General features: G+C 67.4%; 13 protein-coding genes. 7 read left to right on the top strand and 6 right to left on the bottom strand.

Annotated features, from left to right (window positions below; all coding sequences use genetic code 11):
* Positions 1-134: 134 nt before the first annotated feature.
* The 6 genes from leuS to G6N58_RS08250 all read left to right on the top strand — a co-directional run bounded on the left by leuS (position 135) and on the right by G6N58_RS08250 (position 8,286).
* Positions 135-2,975, top strand: coding sequence for a leucine--tRNA ligase (leuS, locus tag G6N58_RS08275; RefSeq protein ID WP_115279056.1), 2,841 nt, complete (start codon positions 135-137; stop codon positions 2,973-2,975).
* A 269-nt stretch (positions 2,976-3,244) separates the two neighbouring features.
* A complete protein-coding gene (locus G6N58_RS08270; protein WP_163908008.1) occupies positions 3,245-4,690 on the top strand; it encodes an APC family permease in 1,446 nt (481 codons plus the stop codon).
* 6 nt (positions 4,691-4,696) lie between these two features.
* Positions 4,697-5,704 carry a carbohydrate kinase family protein gene (locus G6N58_RS08265; protein WP_115279058.1) on the top strand — a complete coding sequence of 336 codons (1,008 nt, stop codon included), beginning with the start codon at positions 4,697-4,699 and terminating at the stop codon, positions 5,702-5,704.
* Entirely contained in the window at positions 5,701-6,960 is a 1,260-nt protein-coding gene (locus G6N58_RS08260; protein WP_232067786.1) for an aminotransferase class III-fold pyridoxal phosphate-dependent enzyme, read from the top strand. Before G6N58_RS08265 ends, G6N58_RS08260 begins: the two co-directional genes overlap by 4 nt.
* Complete coding sequence (locus G6N58_RS08255) at positions 6,953-7,588, top strand: class II aldolase/adducin family protein (protein ID WP_115281644.1); 636 nt, start codon at positions 6,953-6,955, stop codon at positions 7,586-7,588. The genes G6N58_RS08260 and G6N58_RS08255 overlap by 8 nt, the downstream gene beginning before the upstream one ends.
* Before the next feature lie 92 nt (positions 7,589-7,680).
* On the top strand, positions 7,681-8,286 hold the full coding sequence (locus G6N58_RS08250) for a TetR/AcrR family transcriptional regulator (RefSeq protein ID WP_068919383.1): 606 nt from the start codon (positions 7,681-7,683) through the stop codon (positions 8,284-8,286).
* Here the strand turns inward: G6N58_RS08250 and G6N58_RS08245 are convergent.
* The gene (locus tag G6N58_RS08245) at positions 8,273-8,938 is read right to left on the bottom strand and encodes an SDR family oxidoreductase (protein WP_115279059.1); all 666 of its coding nucleotides are present in this window, start codon (positions 8,936-8,938) and stop codon (positions 8,273-8,275) included. The genes G6N58_RS08250 and G6N58_RS08245 overlap by 14 nt on opposite strands.
* A 50-nt stretch (positions 8,939-8,988) precedes the next feature.
* On the opposite strand from G6N58_RS08245, the gene ggh reads away from it, so the two are divergent.
* Positions 8,989-10,329 carry a glucosylglycerate hydrolase gene (gene ggh, locus G6N58_RS08240; protein ID WP_115279060.1) on the top strand — a complete coding sequence of 447 codons (1,341 nt, stop codon included), beginning with the start codon at positions 8,989-8,991 and terminating at the stop codon, positions 10,327-10,329.
* A gap of 44 nt (positions 10,330-10,373) precedes the next feature.
* On the opposite strand, the gene G6N58_RS08235 is transcribed toward ggh, so the two are convergent.
* From G6N58_RS08235 to G6N58_RS08215, 5 genes are all read right to left on the bottom strand, one after another.
* The gene (locus tag G6N58_RS08235) at positions 10,374-10,853 is read right to left on the bottom strand and encodes a MarR family winged helix-turn-helix transcriptional regulator (RefSeq protein ID WP_115279061.1); all 480 of its coding nucleotides are present in this window, start codon (positions 10,851-10,853) and stop codon (positions 10,374-10,376) included.
* Between the two features lie 94 nt (positions 10,854-10,947).
* Positions 10,948-11,679, bottom strand: a complete 732-nt coding sequence (locus tag G6N58_RS08230; protein WP_068919379.1) for an amino acid ABC transporter ATP-binding protein — start codon at positions 11,677-11,679, stop codon at positions 10,948-10,950.
* The gene (locus tag G6N58_RS08225) at positions 11,679-13,418 is read right to left on the bottom strand and encodes an ABC transporter substrate-binding protein/permease (RefSeq protein ID WP_115281646.1); all 1,740 of its coding nucleotides are present in this window, start codon (positions 13,416-13,418) and stop codon (positions 11,679-11,681) included. Before G6N58_RS08225 ends, G6N58_RS08230 begins: the two co-directional genes overlap by 1 nt.
* Positions 13,419-13,509: 91 nt before the next feature.
* The gene (locus G6N58_RS08220; RefSeq protein ID WP_115281648.1) at positions 13,510-14,181 is read right to left on the bottom strand and encodes a GntR family transcriptional regulator; all 672 of its coding nucleotides are present in this window, start codon (positions 14,179-14,181) and stop codon (positions 13,510-13,512) included.
* Between the two features lie 212 nt (positions 14,182-14,393).
* Positions 14,394-15,185 (bottom strand): LLM class F420-dependent oxidoreductase, encoded by a 792-nt coding sequence (locus tag G6N58_RS08215; RefSeq protein ID WP_115279062.1) that lies wholly within the window; start codon positions 15,183-15,185, stop codon positions 14,394-14,396.
* Between the last annotated feature and the right edge of the window lie 12 nt (positions 15,186-15,197).

The following is a 15,197-nucleotide window of genomic DNA, read 5'->3' as shown; positions in this document are numbered from 1 at the left end:
TGTTTCCCAGAGCTGGAACCGACCTGCAACCATGCGCTGACTCCCCCGCAACGCAACCGAGACGCCCCCGTGATCCCGGTGCCGGCGCGCAGCGCGTTTTTGGCGCTCGGAGGTGCCCTTATACCCTGTTCAGCGTGACCGACACGACCACCTCCGCCGCCGACTCCGATACGCCCGAGTACCGCTATTCGGCGGATCTCGCCGGGCGGATCGAGCAGGCCTGGCAGCAGAAGTGGGAGCGTCTCGGGACCTTCCACGTGCCCAACCCCGTCGGCAGCCTGGCACCCACCGACGGCGCGGCCCTCCCGGCGGACAAGATGTTCGTCCAGGACATGTTCCCGTACCCGTCGGGGGAAGGCCTGCACGTCGGCCATCCGCTGGGCTACATCGCCACCGACGTGTACGCCCGCTACTACCGCATGCAGGGCCGCAACGTGCTGCACGCGCTGGGGTTCGACTCCTTCGGCCTGCCCGCCGAGCAGTATGCGGTGCAGACCGGCACCCACCCCCGCATCCGCACCGAGGCCAACATCGTCAACTTCAAGCGGCAGTTGGGCCGGCTGGGGTTGGGCCACGACGCCCGTCGCAGCTTCTCGACCACCGACGTCGACTTCTACAAGTGGACGCAGTGGATCTTCCTGCAGATCTTCAACGCCTGGTTCGATCCGGCGGTCAACCGGGCCCGCCGCATCGACGAGCTGGTAGCCGAATTCGATTCCGGTGCAAGGACTCTGGATGACGGTCGGGACTGGTCCAGCCTGACCTCCGGTGAGCGTGCCGACGTGATCGACGGCTACCGCCTGGTGTACCGGGCAGATTCGATGGTCAACTGGTGTCCTGGTCTGGGTACCGTGCTGGCCAACGAGGAAGTGACCTCCGACGGCCGCAGTGACCGTGGCAATTTCCCGGTGTTCCGCAAACGGCTGCGGCAGTGGATGATGCGCATCACCGCCTACTCCGACCGTCTGCTCGACGACCTCGACTACCTGGACTGGCCCGAGAAGGTCAAGACCATGCAGCGCAACTGGATCGGCCGCTCCGTCGGTGCGTCCGTGCAGTTCGCCTCTCCCGCCGGCGACATCGGCGTGTTCACCACTCGCCCCGATACCCTGTTCGGCGCAACGTATCTGGTGCTGGCACCCGAGCACGACCTGGTCGACGCCCTGGTGTCGGGGCAGTGGCCGACGGACACCGACCCGCGCTGGACCTACGGCGCCGCGACTCCGGCCGAGGCGGTGGCCGCCTACCGCGCGGCCATTGCGGCGAAGTCGGATCTGGAGCGTCAGGAGAACAAGACCAAGACCGGGGTGTTCCTGGGCGTGCACGCCACCAACCCGGTCAACGGCGCGCAGGTGCCGATCTTCATCGCCGACTACGTGCTGGCCGGCTACGGCACCGGTGCCATCATGGCGGTGCCCGGCGGCGACCAGCGGGACTGGGACTTCGCCACCGAGTTCGGGTTGCCCATCGTCGAAGTCGTGTCCGGCGGGGACGTTTCCGCGGCCGCCTACACCGGGGACGGCACCTTGGTGAACTCCGACTACCTCGACGGCATGGACGTCGCCACTGCCAAGGCCACGGTCACCGAGCGGCTGGAGGCCGACGGCCGCGGGCAGGGCCGCGTGGAGTTCAAACTGCGCGACTGGCTGTTCGCCCGGCAGCGGTACTGGGGGGAGCCGTTCCCCATCGTCTACGACGCGCAGGGCCGAGCGCACGGGTTGCCGGAATCTGCACTGCCTGTGGAACTCCCGGACGTGCCGGATTACGCACCGGTGTCGTTCGACCCTGATGACGCCGACAGCGAGCCGTCGCCGCCGCTGAACAAGGCCACCGAGTGGGTCCATGTCGAGCTGGACCTCGGCGATGGTCTGCAGACCTACACCCGCGACACCAACGTGATGCCGCAGTGGGCGGGCAGTTCCTGGTACGAGCTGCGCTACACCGACCCGCAGAACCCGGATGAACTGTGCGCCAAGGAAAACGAGGCGTACTGGATGGGTCCGCGACCCGCCGAGCACGGTCCCGATGACCCCGGCGGGGTCGATCTCTACGTCGGCGGCGTGGAGCACGCGGTGCTGCACCTGCTCTACTCCCGGTTCTGGCACAAGGTGCTCTTCGATCTGGGGCATGTCTCCTCCAGCGAGCCGTACCGCCGGCTGGTCAACCAGGGCTACATCCAGGCGTTCGCCTACACCGATTCCCGCGGTTCCTATGTGCCTGCCGCCGAGGTGGTCGAACGCGACGGCGCGTTCTACTACGAGGGCCAGCAGGTCAACCAGGAATTCGGCAAGATCGGCAAGAGCCTGAAGAACTCCGTGTCGCCGGACGAGATCTGCGACAACTACGGCGCCGACACCCTGCGTGTCTACGAGATGTCGATGGGACCCCTGGAGGCGTCACGGCCCTGGGCCACCAAGGATGTTGTTGGGGCGCACCGCTTTCTGCAGCGCGTGTGGCGCCTGGTGGTCGACGAGGCGACGGGAGCCGCCCGGGTCACCGACGGCGAGCTCGACGATGCCACACTCAAGGTGCTGCACCGGACCATCGACGGCGTCACCGACGACTACGCGCATCTGCGCAACAACACCGCCGCGGCCAAGTTGATCGAGTACACCAACCACCTCACCAAGGAGGTGGTGAGTGCCCGCGCGGCGCTGGAACCCCTGGTGTTGATGGTCGCTCCGTTGGCGCCCCATCTCGCCGAGGAGTTGTGGCAGCGGCTGGGTCACGAGGGGTCTCTGGCCCACGGCCCGTTCCCGGTGGCCGACCCGGCCTACCTGGTGGAGGACACGGTCGAATACCCGGTCCAGGTCAACGGCAAGGTGCGCGGGCGCATCACGGTGCCCGCCGACGCCGACAAGAGTGCGGTGGAGCAGCTGGCGCGGGCCGATGAGAAGGTGCTGGCGTTCCTGGCCGGCGCGGAGCCGAAGAAGGTCATCGTGGTGCCCGGCCGTCTGGTCAACCTGGTGGTGTGAGACCCGTCGCGGTCTGCTCTCACTCTCGCGCAGCATCGGTGCGTGCGTTCATGGCGTGCTGGGCGCGGTCGGTTTCGCCCACGTTACGAATTCGGGCAAACCGTTGTTCTATTTCGGACGTCCGTCTAAAGTAACTTTCACGGCTGCGGCCCGCACTGCGGGGCCGGGCCGGCGGGCCTGTGCCGTCGACGATGAGCGGCCGGACCCGAACCGTGTCCCCGGCCGCTTGGCCATCCCCGTACGCTGCAAGTTCCCCTGGGAGACAACACATGTCACTACCCACACCGAATGCTCAGACTGCACCGGGCCAGCCGCAGTTCCGGGCCAACATGGGACCCATCAAGGTCTCGCTGCTCGTGGTGGCCTGCGCCGCCCCCTTGGGCTCCATGATCGGCAACACCCCGATCGGCTTCACGCTGGGAAACGGGGCGGGGCTGCCCATCATCTTCCTGGTCGCGGGCCTGGTGCTGGGGTGTTTTGCCGCCGGCTATGTTGCCATCAACCGGGCGGTGCCCGGTGGCGGCGGGTTCGCCCGGTACGTCCACGCCGGCTTCGGGCCCGGCGCCGGGTTGGGCGCGGCTTACGCAACCACCTTGGCCTACGGCTCCGGAACCATCGCAATCACCACAGCTGCAGGCTATTTCGTCGATGTCATCGCCCTGGACTACGGCGTGGACCTGCCGTGGTGGGTGTACTCGGTGGCCGCATTGCTGATAGTCGGACTACTCGGCAGACACGCGGCCGATCTCAGCGCCAAGGTGCTGTTGATCCTCATCTTCGCCGAGTTCGCCATGCTGGTGATCCTCGACATCCTGATCCTCGCGCACAGCGGACTGGCCGCGCTGCCCCTGGACATATTTGCGCCTGAACAGGTGTTTTCCGGCAGCATCGGCCCGGCCTTGATGATCGCCTTCACGTCGTTCATCGGGATCGAGTCCGCCGTCATCTACGCCAACGAGGCACGCAATCCAGGCAAGACGGTGCCGCGCGCTATCTATCTGTGCGTCGGCGTCATCTCCGCGTTCTACTTCTTCACCGTGTGGCTCATCGTCGGCTCGGTGGGAGTGAACCAGATCGTTCCCACCACCGAGGAGACCCAAGGTGATCTGCTCTTCGTGCTGTCGGGGGAGCAGGGTGGCGATTGGCTCACCGCGCTGATGCAGATCTTCTTCTGCACCAGCCTGCTGGCATCGCTGGTGGCCCTGCACAACGCGACCACCCGCTACCTGCAGACCATGGGATCCCAGGGAACCATGCCGAAAGCGTTGGGGGCCCTGCACCCCCGCTACCAGGGCCCCGCGCGGGCCAGTGAGGCCATGTCCATTCTGACGGCCGTTCTCCTGGTTGTTTTCGTGGTGGTCGGCGCCGACCCGTACCTCGGCATCTACACCAGCCTGGGCGGCCTGTTCACTGTCGGTATCGTCGCCATGCAGGGCGTGGTCGCGGTGACCGTGGTGGTGTTCTTCCGCCGGCGTAAGGACGGTCATGTGTGGAAGACGTTGGTGGCACCCGCTATCGGTGCGCTGGGGCTGCTGACCGCCACCGGTCTGATCATCGCCAACTACTCGGTGCTCACCGGCACCGAAGACGTGATCCCCAACTTGCTGCCGTTCCTGATTCCCCTGGCCTTCGTCGCCGGGTTCGTGGTCCACCGCATGAGACGGGACGCGGTGGTCGACTTCGACCCCGCTCCGGCGCCTTCCGTGCAGGGGTGAAAGTCGATGGGCCAGAACGACTCCACCATCCTGGGCACTGTTGCGGTGCTCGGTCCGCACATCGTGGACATCCTCGGCCGACCGGTATCGGGCATTCCGGAGGGGCAGGGCAGTGTCGTGCTCGACGAAATCCGGGCCACCGTGGCCGGAACCGGTGGCGGGGCGGCCGTCGACCTGGCCAAGCTGGGACATTCCGTCTCGTCGTTCGGCGCCATCGGCGACGATCTCCTGGGTCGCCTGCTCGCCATGCAACTGCAGTCCCACGGCATCGACACCACCGGGCTGGTGCCACGTTCGGGCGCGGTCACCGCGTCTACCATCCTGCCCATCCGCCCCAATGGTGAACGACCGGCCCTGCACGTTCCTGGCGCGATGGCCACGCTGAGCGCTTCGGAGGTCGATTCCGCTGCTCTCATGGCCGCCGACGCCGTCCTGTTCGGCGGCCCGGAAACCACTCCGCTGCTGCTGAATTCAGATGGGCTCGACCTGTTCGAGGCCGTCGGTGCGGCAGGCACACCGATCTACATGGACCTGTTGTATCCCGGCAGGCCGGACACGCTGGATCTGCTGGCTCCGGTACTGCCGCTGGTGGACTGGTTCCTGCCCAATGACCAGCAACTGCGCGGGCTCACCGGGATCCACGACCTCGTCGCCGCAGCGCACAGCCTGCTGGCGCGGGGAGTCGGTGCCGTCGCGGTCACGGTCGGTGCCGAGGGCGCGATCATCGTGATGCCCGACGCTGCGCCCGTGTCGGTGCCCGCTCTGCCCACCACCGTCGTCGACACCACCGGCTGCGGCGATTCGTTCAACGCCGGCATGATCACCGGCCTCCTGGTGGGCTGCGATCCGGCCGACGCTGCGCTGATCGGCTGTGCCTGTGGGGCTTTGGTCGCCACCGGGCTGGGCTCGGATGCCGGCATCGAGAACCTGGACGGTGTGCTGAGCGTGCTCGCAGCCGTCGACACCCCGGCTGTGCACCGTATCCGTGAGCGCCTCGAGAAGGAGAACCTGTGACCACCGATCTGAACGTCGGCACCGACCTGCGACAGCGCAGTGCCGACAGCGAGCTGCGCCGGCGCGCAGGTGCCGTCGTGCCCAACGGGATGTACGGCCACCTCGACATGCGCGCCTTCCCGGCGATTCCGCAATACATCGCGCGGTCCCGCGGTGCACGCCTGTGGGACGTCGATGGCAACGAGTACGTCGACCTGATGTGCAGCTGGGGACCGGTGATTCTCGGCCACCAGGACCCCGCAGTCGAGGCAGCCGCCGAACAGCAACGGCGACAGGGTGATTGCGTGAACGGTGCGGCGCCGGTCATGGTCGAGCTGGCGGAGACGCTGGTGCGCACCGTCGCGCACGCGGACTGGGTGATGTTCGCCAAGAACGGTACCGACGCCACCACCATGTGCTGCACCATCGCCCGCGCCCACACCAGCCGCGCCATGATCCTGGTGGCCAGGGGCGCGTATCACGGTGCTGCGCCGTGGTGCACGCCGTTCCCGGCCGGTGTCACCGCGGCCGACCGGGCGAATCTGCTGGAATACGACTACAACGACATCGCCTCGATCCGCGCCGCGGTAGGGGAGCACGCCGACGACGTTGCCGCCATCATCGTCAGCCCGTTCCGGCATGACGCCGGGTTCGACCAGGAACTGGTCGAACCGTCGTTCGCCCGTGAGGTGCGGGCCTACTGCGACACCATCGGCGCGGCCTTGATCCTCGATGACGTCCGTGCCGGGTTCCGTCTGCACCACGGCGGCAGCTGGGAACCGCTGGGGGTGCACCCGGATCTGACCCCCTGGAGCAAAGCGATCGCCAACGGCTACCCGCTGGCGGCGGTCACCGGAACCGATCGTTACCGCGACGCGGCAGGCAGCATCTTCGTGACGGGCTCCTTCTGGATGGGGGCGGTGGCCATGGCCGCCGGGCTGGCGACCATTACCGAGCTCGGCAGTCGCGATGCGGTGGCCCGGATGCGGGAGGTCGGGTTGCAACTGAGCTCCGGCATCGCCGACAGTGCGAGCAGGTGGGGCTTCGACATTCACTACACCGGACCCGCCCAGATGCCGAACCTGTTGTTTGTCGACGACACCGATTACCAGCTGGCCACCGCATTCAGCGCCGAGGCGCAAGCGCGGGGGGTGTACGTACACCCCAAGCACAACTGGTTCGTGTCGGCGGCCACGACGCCGGACGATCTGGACATGGCGCTCACCGGTCTCGACGGTGCCTTCGCCGCACTCCGGCAACGTCATCCGCGTGCCTGACCGGAGTGCGCGTGCCGAGGTGGCCGCACGGTGCCGCGAACTCGCCGGCCACGGGGTGGCGCTGGCGGGTGCCGGCAATGTCAGTGTCCGCACCGACGACCTGGTGCTGATCACCCGCTCGGGGCTGCGCCTCGAAGACGCCGTCGCCGAGGACATCACGATCGTCACCCATGCCGGGGAGGTGCTGGAGGGGGCCAGACCGTCGTCGGAGATCGGGCTGCATCTGGGTGTCTACGCGCGCACCGGTGCGGGCGCAGTGGTGCACACCCACGGCCGCAGTTCTGTGGCCGTCGGCCTGGTGTGTGACCAGATGCCGCTGGTGCACTACAACCTCCGCCGCCTCGGTGGCCGGGTGCCGACCGTGCCCTACCTGCTGTTCGGCTCCGACGAGCTGGCCGTGGCGGTCGGCAACGCCGTCGCCGACGGGTTCGGCACCGTGTTGATGCGCAACCATGGTGCGGTGAGCAGCGCCGGATCCCTCGGGGAGGCCGTCGAACATGCCTGCCTGCTCGAGTGGCTCTGCGACGTCTACCTGGCGGCGAACACCCTGGGCACACCGGCGCTGCTGACCGACGGTGACCTGGACGCGGTGGCCGCCCAGGCAGCTGCGCTGGCCTACGGGCAGTGAAAGCCGTTGGGTGGCGGCCGGTGCGGTGCACACTGAGGACGTGACTTCGGCCAACCCCTAGACTCGGTCCAGCCGATCAGCAAGGGGATGTGATGCCGAAGATCGTCGACCACGACGAACGCCGGGCGGAGATCTTGCGCGCCGCGATCCGTGTGATCGACAGCGTCGGCCTCGACAACACCACCACCCGCGCCATCGCGCACGAGTCCGGCTACTCCAATGGCGTGCTGAGCCACTACTTCCAGGACAAGGACGACATCCTGCAGTCCATCCTCGTCAAGACGCACCGGGAGTTCCGGAACCGGGTCGAGGACAGCATGCGGGGCAAGGACGAGTTCGGCCGGCTCTGGGCGATGTTGATGCAGAATCTGCCCCTCGACGGCGACCGTAGTGTCGAGACCACGATGGAGATCACGTTCTGGCCGCGGGCGCTGTCCAATCCTGCATTGCGCGAGTTCCAGCGCGAGGCTGCCGATGAGCTGCTCGCTGATCTCCGCGGCCTGGTCGCGGGCGTCCGGGGTGTCGGCCAGCTGACCAGCGACCTCGCCGACGGTGACATCGCCGAGTTGCTCATCGCCGCCATCGACGGCTTGTCCGTGCACGCGCAGCTGTTCCCGACCCGGCTGCCGGCCGGATATCAACAAGAGCTGATGCGGGCGCAGCTGACGGCGCTGGGCTTTGCCGTCAGCGAGGCCTGAGCACCACTTCGTGGGTGTGTCCGTCGGGCGGGGTGGCCACCACCTGGGCCACCACCGCCGCGACGGTCTCGGGCCGCAGGAACGTCGACGGATCGTACTCTCCGCCGTGGTATCCGACCAGATCGCGCTGCATGTCGGTGTCGACGCGGCCGGGGTGGATCGACGTCACGCGCAGGCCCGGTTCGTCGGCCCTCAGGGAGTCGGCGAACGCCCGCAGGGCGAACTTGCTCGCCGAGTAGGACGCCATCCCCGCTGACACGTTGCGCCCCGAACCGGAGTTGATGAAGATCACCTGGCCGCCTGCGGCCCGCAGGGCCGGCAGCAGGGCCAGGGTGAGACCAACGGCGCCAATCAGATTGACCTCCATGGTGGCCCGCCATTCGTCCACGCTGGATTCGCCGACCCGACCCGGGTACATCACGCCGGCGTTGTGCACCAGCACGTCCAGTTCGGTCAGCACCTCACTGCTGACCTCCAGGGACTCTTCGTCGGTGAGGTCCAGGGGCCAGGTGGTGGCGCCGTGTTCGGCAGCCACGGCGTCCAACTCGGCCGACGGCCGCCCTGCGAGCAGCAGCGTATGGGTGGGAGCCAGGGCGGCGGCGATCGCCGCACCCAGGCCGCGGGAGGCACCGGTGATGAGCGCGGAAGGCATGCGGCCCACCTTAACGAGCGCCCTGCGCGCCCGGAACGCAGAATGGACCCGTGGCACCCGACCCCAGCTTCGCGCCGACCCAGCTCGCGGCCCGCGCGGCCTATCTGCTGCGGGGCAACGATCTCGGGGTGATGACCACGGCGGCCCCCCTGCTCTATCCACACATGTGGAGCTGGGATGCGGCGTTCGTGGCGGTGGGTCTGGCCCCCCTGTCGGTGGAACGGGCTGTGGTCGAACTCGACACGCTGCTCTCGGCGCAGTGGGCCAACGGGATGATCCCGCACATCGTCTTCGCCAACGGGGTGGACGGTTACTTCCCCGGCCCGGCGCGCTGGGCGTGTTCGGCGTTGTCGCCCAATGCCCCGCGCAACCGGCACACCTCGGGTATCACGCAGCCGCCGGTGCACGCCATCGCGGTGCAGCGCATCCTGGACCATGCCCGTACCCGCGGGCGGTCCACCCGTGCGGTGGCCGAGGCGTTCCTGGACCGCCGCTGGGCGGACATGGTGCGCTGGCATCGCTGGCTGGCCGAGGCGCGCGATCAGGAATCCCGCGGGCGGATCACCGTGTACCACGGCTGGGAGTCCGGGATGGACAACTCACCGCGCTGGGACGCCGCGTACGCCAACGTGATTCCGGGTCCGGTGCCGGAATACCAGCGCGAGGACAACAAGATCAATACCGACGCGACGCAGCGGCCGTCGGACACCGAATACGACCGCTATCTGTGGCTGCTCGAGGAGATGAAGGCAGCGCGCTATGACGATGCGCTGCTGCCGAAGGTGATGAGCTTTGCGGTCGAGGACGTGTTCGTCTCCGCCGTCTTCTCGGTGGCGTGCACGGTGCTCGCTGAGATCGGCGAAGACTACAAGCGCCCGCACTCCGATGTTCGTGACCTGTACTCCTGGGCGGATCGGTTCCGTGCCGGGGTCATCGATGCCACCGATCAAAGGACCGGGGCGGCAAGGGATTACGACGTGCGGGCGCAACGGTGGATCGCCACCGAGACGGCGGCGCAGTTCGCGCCGTTGCTGTGCGGCGGGTTGTCGCACGACAAGGAGCGCGCCCTGCTGCGGCTGTTGGAGGGACCGCGGTTCTGCGGCCATCCGGATCTGGAGTACGCACTGATTCCGTCGACGTCACCGGTGTCGCGGGACTTTCGCCCGCGCGAATACTGGCGCGGACCGGTGTGGCCCGTGCTGACCTGGCTGTACTCCTGGTGCTTCGCCCGCCGCGGGTGGGCCGAACGGTCGAACAGCTTGCGGCGCGAAGGTTTACGGCAAGCCAGCGACGGCACCTTCGCGGAGTACTACGAACCGTTCACCGGGGAACCGTTGGGCAGTATGCAACAGTCCTGGACCGCGGCGGCAGTGCTGGATTGGCTGGGTTAGTTACACCCCGGCTCCTTCGTCGCCGCATCGTCGGCCGGGCTGGGTTAGACCTGGACTTTCTTGGTGGCCAGCTTCTCCAGCGGTTCCAGAGCGCGTTGCAGCGTCTCGAGTTCCTCATGGGTGAGCCCGCGCAGCATCGAGGCCAGCGCGGCATAGCGGTTGGTCAGCGCTTCGCGGTGTTCGGCATGGCCTTTGGGGGTGATCTCGACCAGCACAGCGCGCAGATCAGACGGATCCCGGGTGCGCTTGACCAGACCCAGCTTCTCGAGGCGGCGGATCGCCACGGTGGTGGTGGGCGTGCGGACCTTCTCGTGCGCGGCCAGTTCGGTCATCCGCATGGGACCCTGATCCAGCAGCGTGACCAGAATCGAGAGCTGAGCGAGTGTCAGGTCGTCGGCCGGGGTGGCGGCGGTTTTGTCACCGCGGCGCAGCACGGTGAACAGCTTCGACAACGCACGGTGCAGACCCTCGGCAAGGTCGGTGACGTCAGCTACGTCCGCGACGCCGACTTCGCTCTCTGTCATAGTTCGCCAGTCTAACCTCTCGACGCCCGTCGTTCGCTCCGGCCGACGGAATTGCAGGCGAAATTCTCGCAGGTCAACGCGGTGGCCGTGAGCCTCACAACACCTGGGACAGGAACCTCTGCAGACGGTCGGTCTCGGCGGCCTCGAACAGCCGCTCAGGCGGCCCCGACTCCACCACCGTGCCGTGGTCCATGAACACCACGGTGTCCGCGGCCGAACGAGCGAAGCCCATCTCGTGGGTCACCACCACCATGGTCATGCCGTCGGCACCCAGTTCGGCGATCAGCGCCAGGATGCCCTTGACCAGTTCCGGGTCCAGGGCCGAGGTGGCCTCGTCGAAGAACATCACCTGCGGTGACATCGCCAGCGCCCGCGCGATCGCCACGCGTTGTTGCTGTCCGCCGGACAGGGTGCCGGGGCGTACTTCGGCCTTGTGCCGCAACCCCACTCGCTCCAGCTGGGTCAGCGCGAGCTCGCGGGCCGCCTCGGTGGACATCTTCTTGAGCTTGCGGGGCGCCAGGGTCACATTGTCGAGCACGCTGCGGTGCGGGAACAGGTTGAACTGCTGGAACACCATGCCGATCCGCTGGCGCAGCGCATCGGGGTCGTCGTGCAGCACGGATCTGCCGTCCAGCAGGATGTCGCCCTGGTCGGGTTCGTAGAGCCGGTTCAGGGTCCGCAACAGCGTCGACTTGCCGGAACCGGACGGGCCGATGACGGCGGCGGTGGTGCCGGCGGGCACGTCGATGTCGACGCCGCGCAGTACCTTGGCGGTCCCGAAGGCGAGGTGAATATCGTTGGCTTGCAACGACACCGGCGACGTCATCACACCATCTCCCGGCCGGTCGACGGGGCCAGCGGATCGTCGGCCTCGGTGGGTGGTCGTCCGCGTCGCAACCGGTCGTCGATGTAGTTCACCAGGTGTGTCAGCGGAATGGTCAGCGCCAGATACAGTAGTCCGGCCGCGACCAGGGGTGACAGGTTACCGGTCTGGGCGTTGAGGTCGCGCCCCACCTGGAAGAGCTCACGCTGGCTGGCGATCAGGCCCAGGAAGTACACCAGCGACGAGGCCTTCAGCAGCGAGATGAACTGGTTGACCAGCGCCGGCAGCACCCGGCGGATGCCCTGGGGCACCACCACCAGCTGCATCGAGGACCGGTAGCTGAAGCCCAGCGCGCGGGAGGCCTCCAGCTGGCCCGCCTCCACGCTCTGGATGCCCGAGCGCAGGATCTCGCCGATGTAGGCCGCCGCCATCAGCCCCAGCGCGGCGATGCCCAGGGGGTAGGGGTTGTTGCCGGTGAGCCCGCCGACCACGGGGCCGAAGCCCAGACCGATCAGCAAGATGATCACCACCTCGGGCAGGCCGCGGAAGATGTCGGTGTAAATCCTTGCCGGCCAGCGCAACCAACGCGAGCGGGAGATGCCGGCGACCGCCAGCACCAGTCCCAGCGCCAGGCCGATCACCGCGGCGCTGACGGTCAGTATCAAGGTGTTGGGCAACCCCGTTTTCACCAGGTCGGGAATGGCCTGCCGATAGAGGTCCCAGGAGAAGAACGCGTCACCGAGCTGGGACAGCGTCGACTTCGGGGCCACCGCGGCCGGGACAGGTCCGGTGGGCTGATTCTCCGCGGCGATCGCGGCGAAGTCCGGCAGCTGGGGTACCTGCGCGGCTTTCGAACCGGGTTTCCAGCCGGGCGGCAGGGCACGGGGCACCCAGTCCGAGTACAGCCGCGACCACGTCCCGTCGGCGATCACGGCGTCGAGCCCGGAGTTCAGGGCGTCGATCAGCGGCTGGTTGTCCTTGGCCACCGCGTAGGCGATGAAGTTGTCGAGGCTGAAGGTGTTCTCGATGATCTCGGCGGGATCCCCGGGGCGCACCGTGCCCACCGCCTGCTGGGAGGGGGCCACCCAGGCATCGATCTGGTTGGTGCGCAGGCTGGCGTAGACGGTGTTGTAGTCGGGGAACTTCACCGGGTCCAGGCCGAGGGTGTCGACGACGTAGGCCTCCTGCACGGTGCCCTGCACCACGCCGATGCGTTGGCCCGGTGCCAGATCGGAGAACCCGGTGATCGGCGAGCCGGTGGGAACCACCAGGGAGAAGTAGCCGAAGTCATAACCGTTGGTGAAGCCGACCGTCTGGCGGCGGGCGTCGGTGGTGGTGATCGACGAGGACCCCACGTCGAAGCGCCGGGTGGACACCTGGGCCAGCAGCCCGGAGAAGTCGGTGCCCACGAAGTCGATGCGCAGGCCCAACTTGTCGGCGATGGCGCGCAGCAGCTCGTTGTCGAAGCCGGTGAACTGCCCGGCGGCGTTGATGCAGATGCTCGGCGGAGCATCGGACAGCGTTCCGACGGTCAAGGTGCCCGGAGTGGTCAGACCCAGGGCCGCAGGGTCCACCGAATCGAGCGGGACCACCGAGGCGGTGGTGTACTGGTCCGCTTCCGGTCCGGTGCTGGCGGCGGCGAGGTTGTTCGGCAGCGCGCTGGCGCTGGTGACCCCGGGCGGCGCGCATTGATCGGCGGCCGACGCGGGGGCGGTGGACACCCACCCCGCGACGATCAGCATGACGACGGTGATGGCCAGAACGCGGCCGGCAAAAAACCTCACCGTGAGCAACCTAGTGGTCGAACCCCTGCCGAACAGGAGTTCGACTCACTCAGACCGCAAGGATGGCGGCTGACCCCAGTACGCCGCGGCGGCGCAGATCGTCGAGCATCACGCGGGCCATCAGGTTCGCCCGCTCGAGGTTGACCGCCCGGGCCGCGTCGACGTCATGATGGCGGATGGCTTCGGTCTCCTGCTCGTAGAGCGGCAGCAGCTCCTCGGCCACCCCCAGGTAGGTCACCCAGGATTCGCGCGGGATGAACGCCTGCGAGGCGCGGATGTTGGCCAGCAGCCGCGGCCCCGCGTACTCCTCGGTGATGATGCGGCGGAACTCCCACCCGGCCTCGGCGAACGCCGGACTGGAGTACGCCGTGCGCAGGGTCGGCAGCAGGGCGTCCAACCGTTCGATGATCCGGCATTCGGGGTCGGCGGCCGCCCGCGCCGAAGCGATCCCGTTCAGCATGCCGTACACCTCGTGGTACTCCATCACGACGGCTTCGTCGAAGCGTTCGACAAAGGCCCCCCGGTGGTAGCGGGTGCTGAGGATGCCGTCGTGCTCCAGCTGGACCACGGCCTCCTGGATGGGGACCCGGCTCAGGCCGAGGGTGTGGGCGATCTCGTTGCGGTCGATGCGATCCCCCGATCGCAGCTTGCCGGTGAGGATCAGGCTGACCACGTGGGCCACCACCAGATCCTTCTCTTTGACACCGTATTTCTTGGGCATCTGCACCTCCCGCACCCCGGCTCTCGTGTGGGGCACGTGTGAAATCTGCCGCTGTTTCGACAGGCGTGCCAGCTGGTTCACCGGGTCTACACAGCCGAGACTAGCCGCTTTGAATCTGTTTGGGCACGTCAAGGCCAAGACAATTACATCTTCACAGGAAACTCACCGGAAACTGACCGTTCATGTCATCTGTGAAACCTGTGTGAATGCCGTCAGTCGGCGCGCTGATCGCGCCACCTGACCAGGGCCTCGGCCGCGCTGAGGTCGTAGTCGGGTCCATTGACCCCGATTGTCAACAGTGACACTCCCAGCTCCACCAGCGCGTCGGCTTCGGCAAGCATGTCGTCGACGTTTCGTTCTGGCACACCAGAGGACCGTTCGATGGCCTCCGGCGCCCTGCCGACAGCGGCGCAGTGACCGTCGAGCACCGCGGCCTTGCCCGGATAGGTGCTGCGATCGGTGAAGCCATGCCAGATGTCGGCGTACTCCGCCACCAGTCGCAGCGTCTTCTTCTCGCCCTGGCCGCCGATCAGGATCGGGATGTCACGCACCGGCGACGGGTTGAGCTTGCCCAGCCGGGAACGGATCCGGGGCAGGGCAGCGGCCAGGTCGTCGAGCCGGCTGCTCGCGGTACCGAAGTCGTAGCCGTACTCCTGGTAGTCCTTGTCTTTCCAGCCGGACCCGATGCCGAGAATCAGCCGACCGCCGCTGATGTTGTCCACGGTGCGGGCCATGTCGGCCAACAGGTCGGGATTGCGGTACGAGTTACAACTCACCAGCGCCCCGAATTCGATCTTCGAGGTCTGCTCCGCCCAGGCGGCGAGCATGGTCCAGCACTCGTAGTGGGCGCCGTCGGGATCGCCGTAGAGCGGGTAGAAGTGGTCCCAGTTGAAGGCGACGTCGACGCCCATGTCCTCGCAGCGGCGGACCGCGTCGCGGATCAGGCCGTATTCGGGCGCGTGCTGGGGCTGGAGTTGGACACCGATACGGATGGGATGAGTCATGTTCCCAACGTA

It is taken from the genome of Mycolicibacterium tokaiense, assembly GCF_010725885.1.
Taxonomy (GTDB): Bacteria; Actinomycetota; Actinomycetes; order Mycobacteriales; family Mycobacteriaceae; genus Mycobacterium; species Mycobacterium tokaiense.
This window is presented reverse-complemented; position numbering and strand designations above follow the sequence as displayed.

Excerpts from the sequence above, each read along its gene's own strand:
- G6N58_RS08270 (WP_163908008.1), top strand. The coding sequence starts at position 3,245 with ATGTCACTACCCACACCGAATGCTCAGACTGCACCGGGCCAGCCGCAG.
- G6N58_RS08265 (WP_115279058.1), top strand. The coding sequence starts at position 4,697 with ATGGGCCAGAACGACTCCACCATCCTGGGCACTGTTGCGGTGCTCGGT.
- G6N58_RS08250 (WP_068919383.1), top strand. The coding sequence starts at position 7,681 with ATGCCGAAGATCGTCGACCACGACGAACGCCGGGCGGAGATCTTGCGC.
- G6N58_RS08245 (WP_115279059.1), bottom strand. The coding sequence starts at position 8,938 with ATGCCTTCCGCGCTCATCACCGGTGCCTCCCGCGGCCTGGGTGCGGCG.
- G6N58_RS08235 (WP_115279061.1), bottom strand. The coding sequence starts at position 10,853 with ATGACAGAGAGCGAAGTCGGCGTCGCGGACGTAGCTGACGTCACCGAC.
- G6N58_RS08230 (WP_068919379.1), bottom strand. The coding sequence starts at position 11,679 with ATGACGTCGCCGGTGTCGTTGCAAGCCAACGATATTCACCTCGCCTTC.
- G6N58_RS08225 (WP_115281646.1), bottom strand. The coding sequence starts at position 13,418 with ATGCTGATCGTCGCGGGGTGGGTGTCCACCGCCCCCGCGTCGGCCGCC.
- G6N58_RS08220 (WP_115281648.1), bottom strand. The coding sequence starts at position 14,181 with ATGCCCAAGAAATACGGTGTCAAAGAGAAGGATCTGGTGGTGGCCCAC.
- G6N58_RS08215 (WP_115279062.1), bottom strand. The coding sequence starts at position 15,185 with ATGACTCATCCCATCCGTATCGGTGTCCAACTCCAGCCCCAGCACGCG.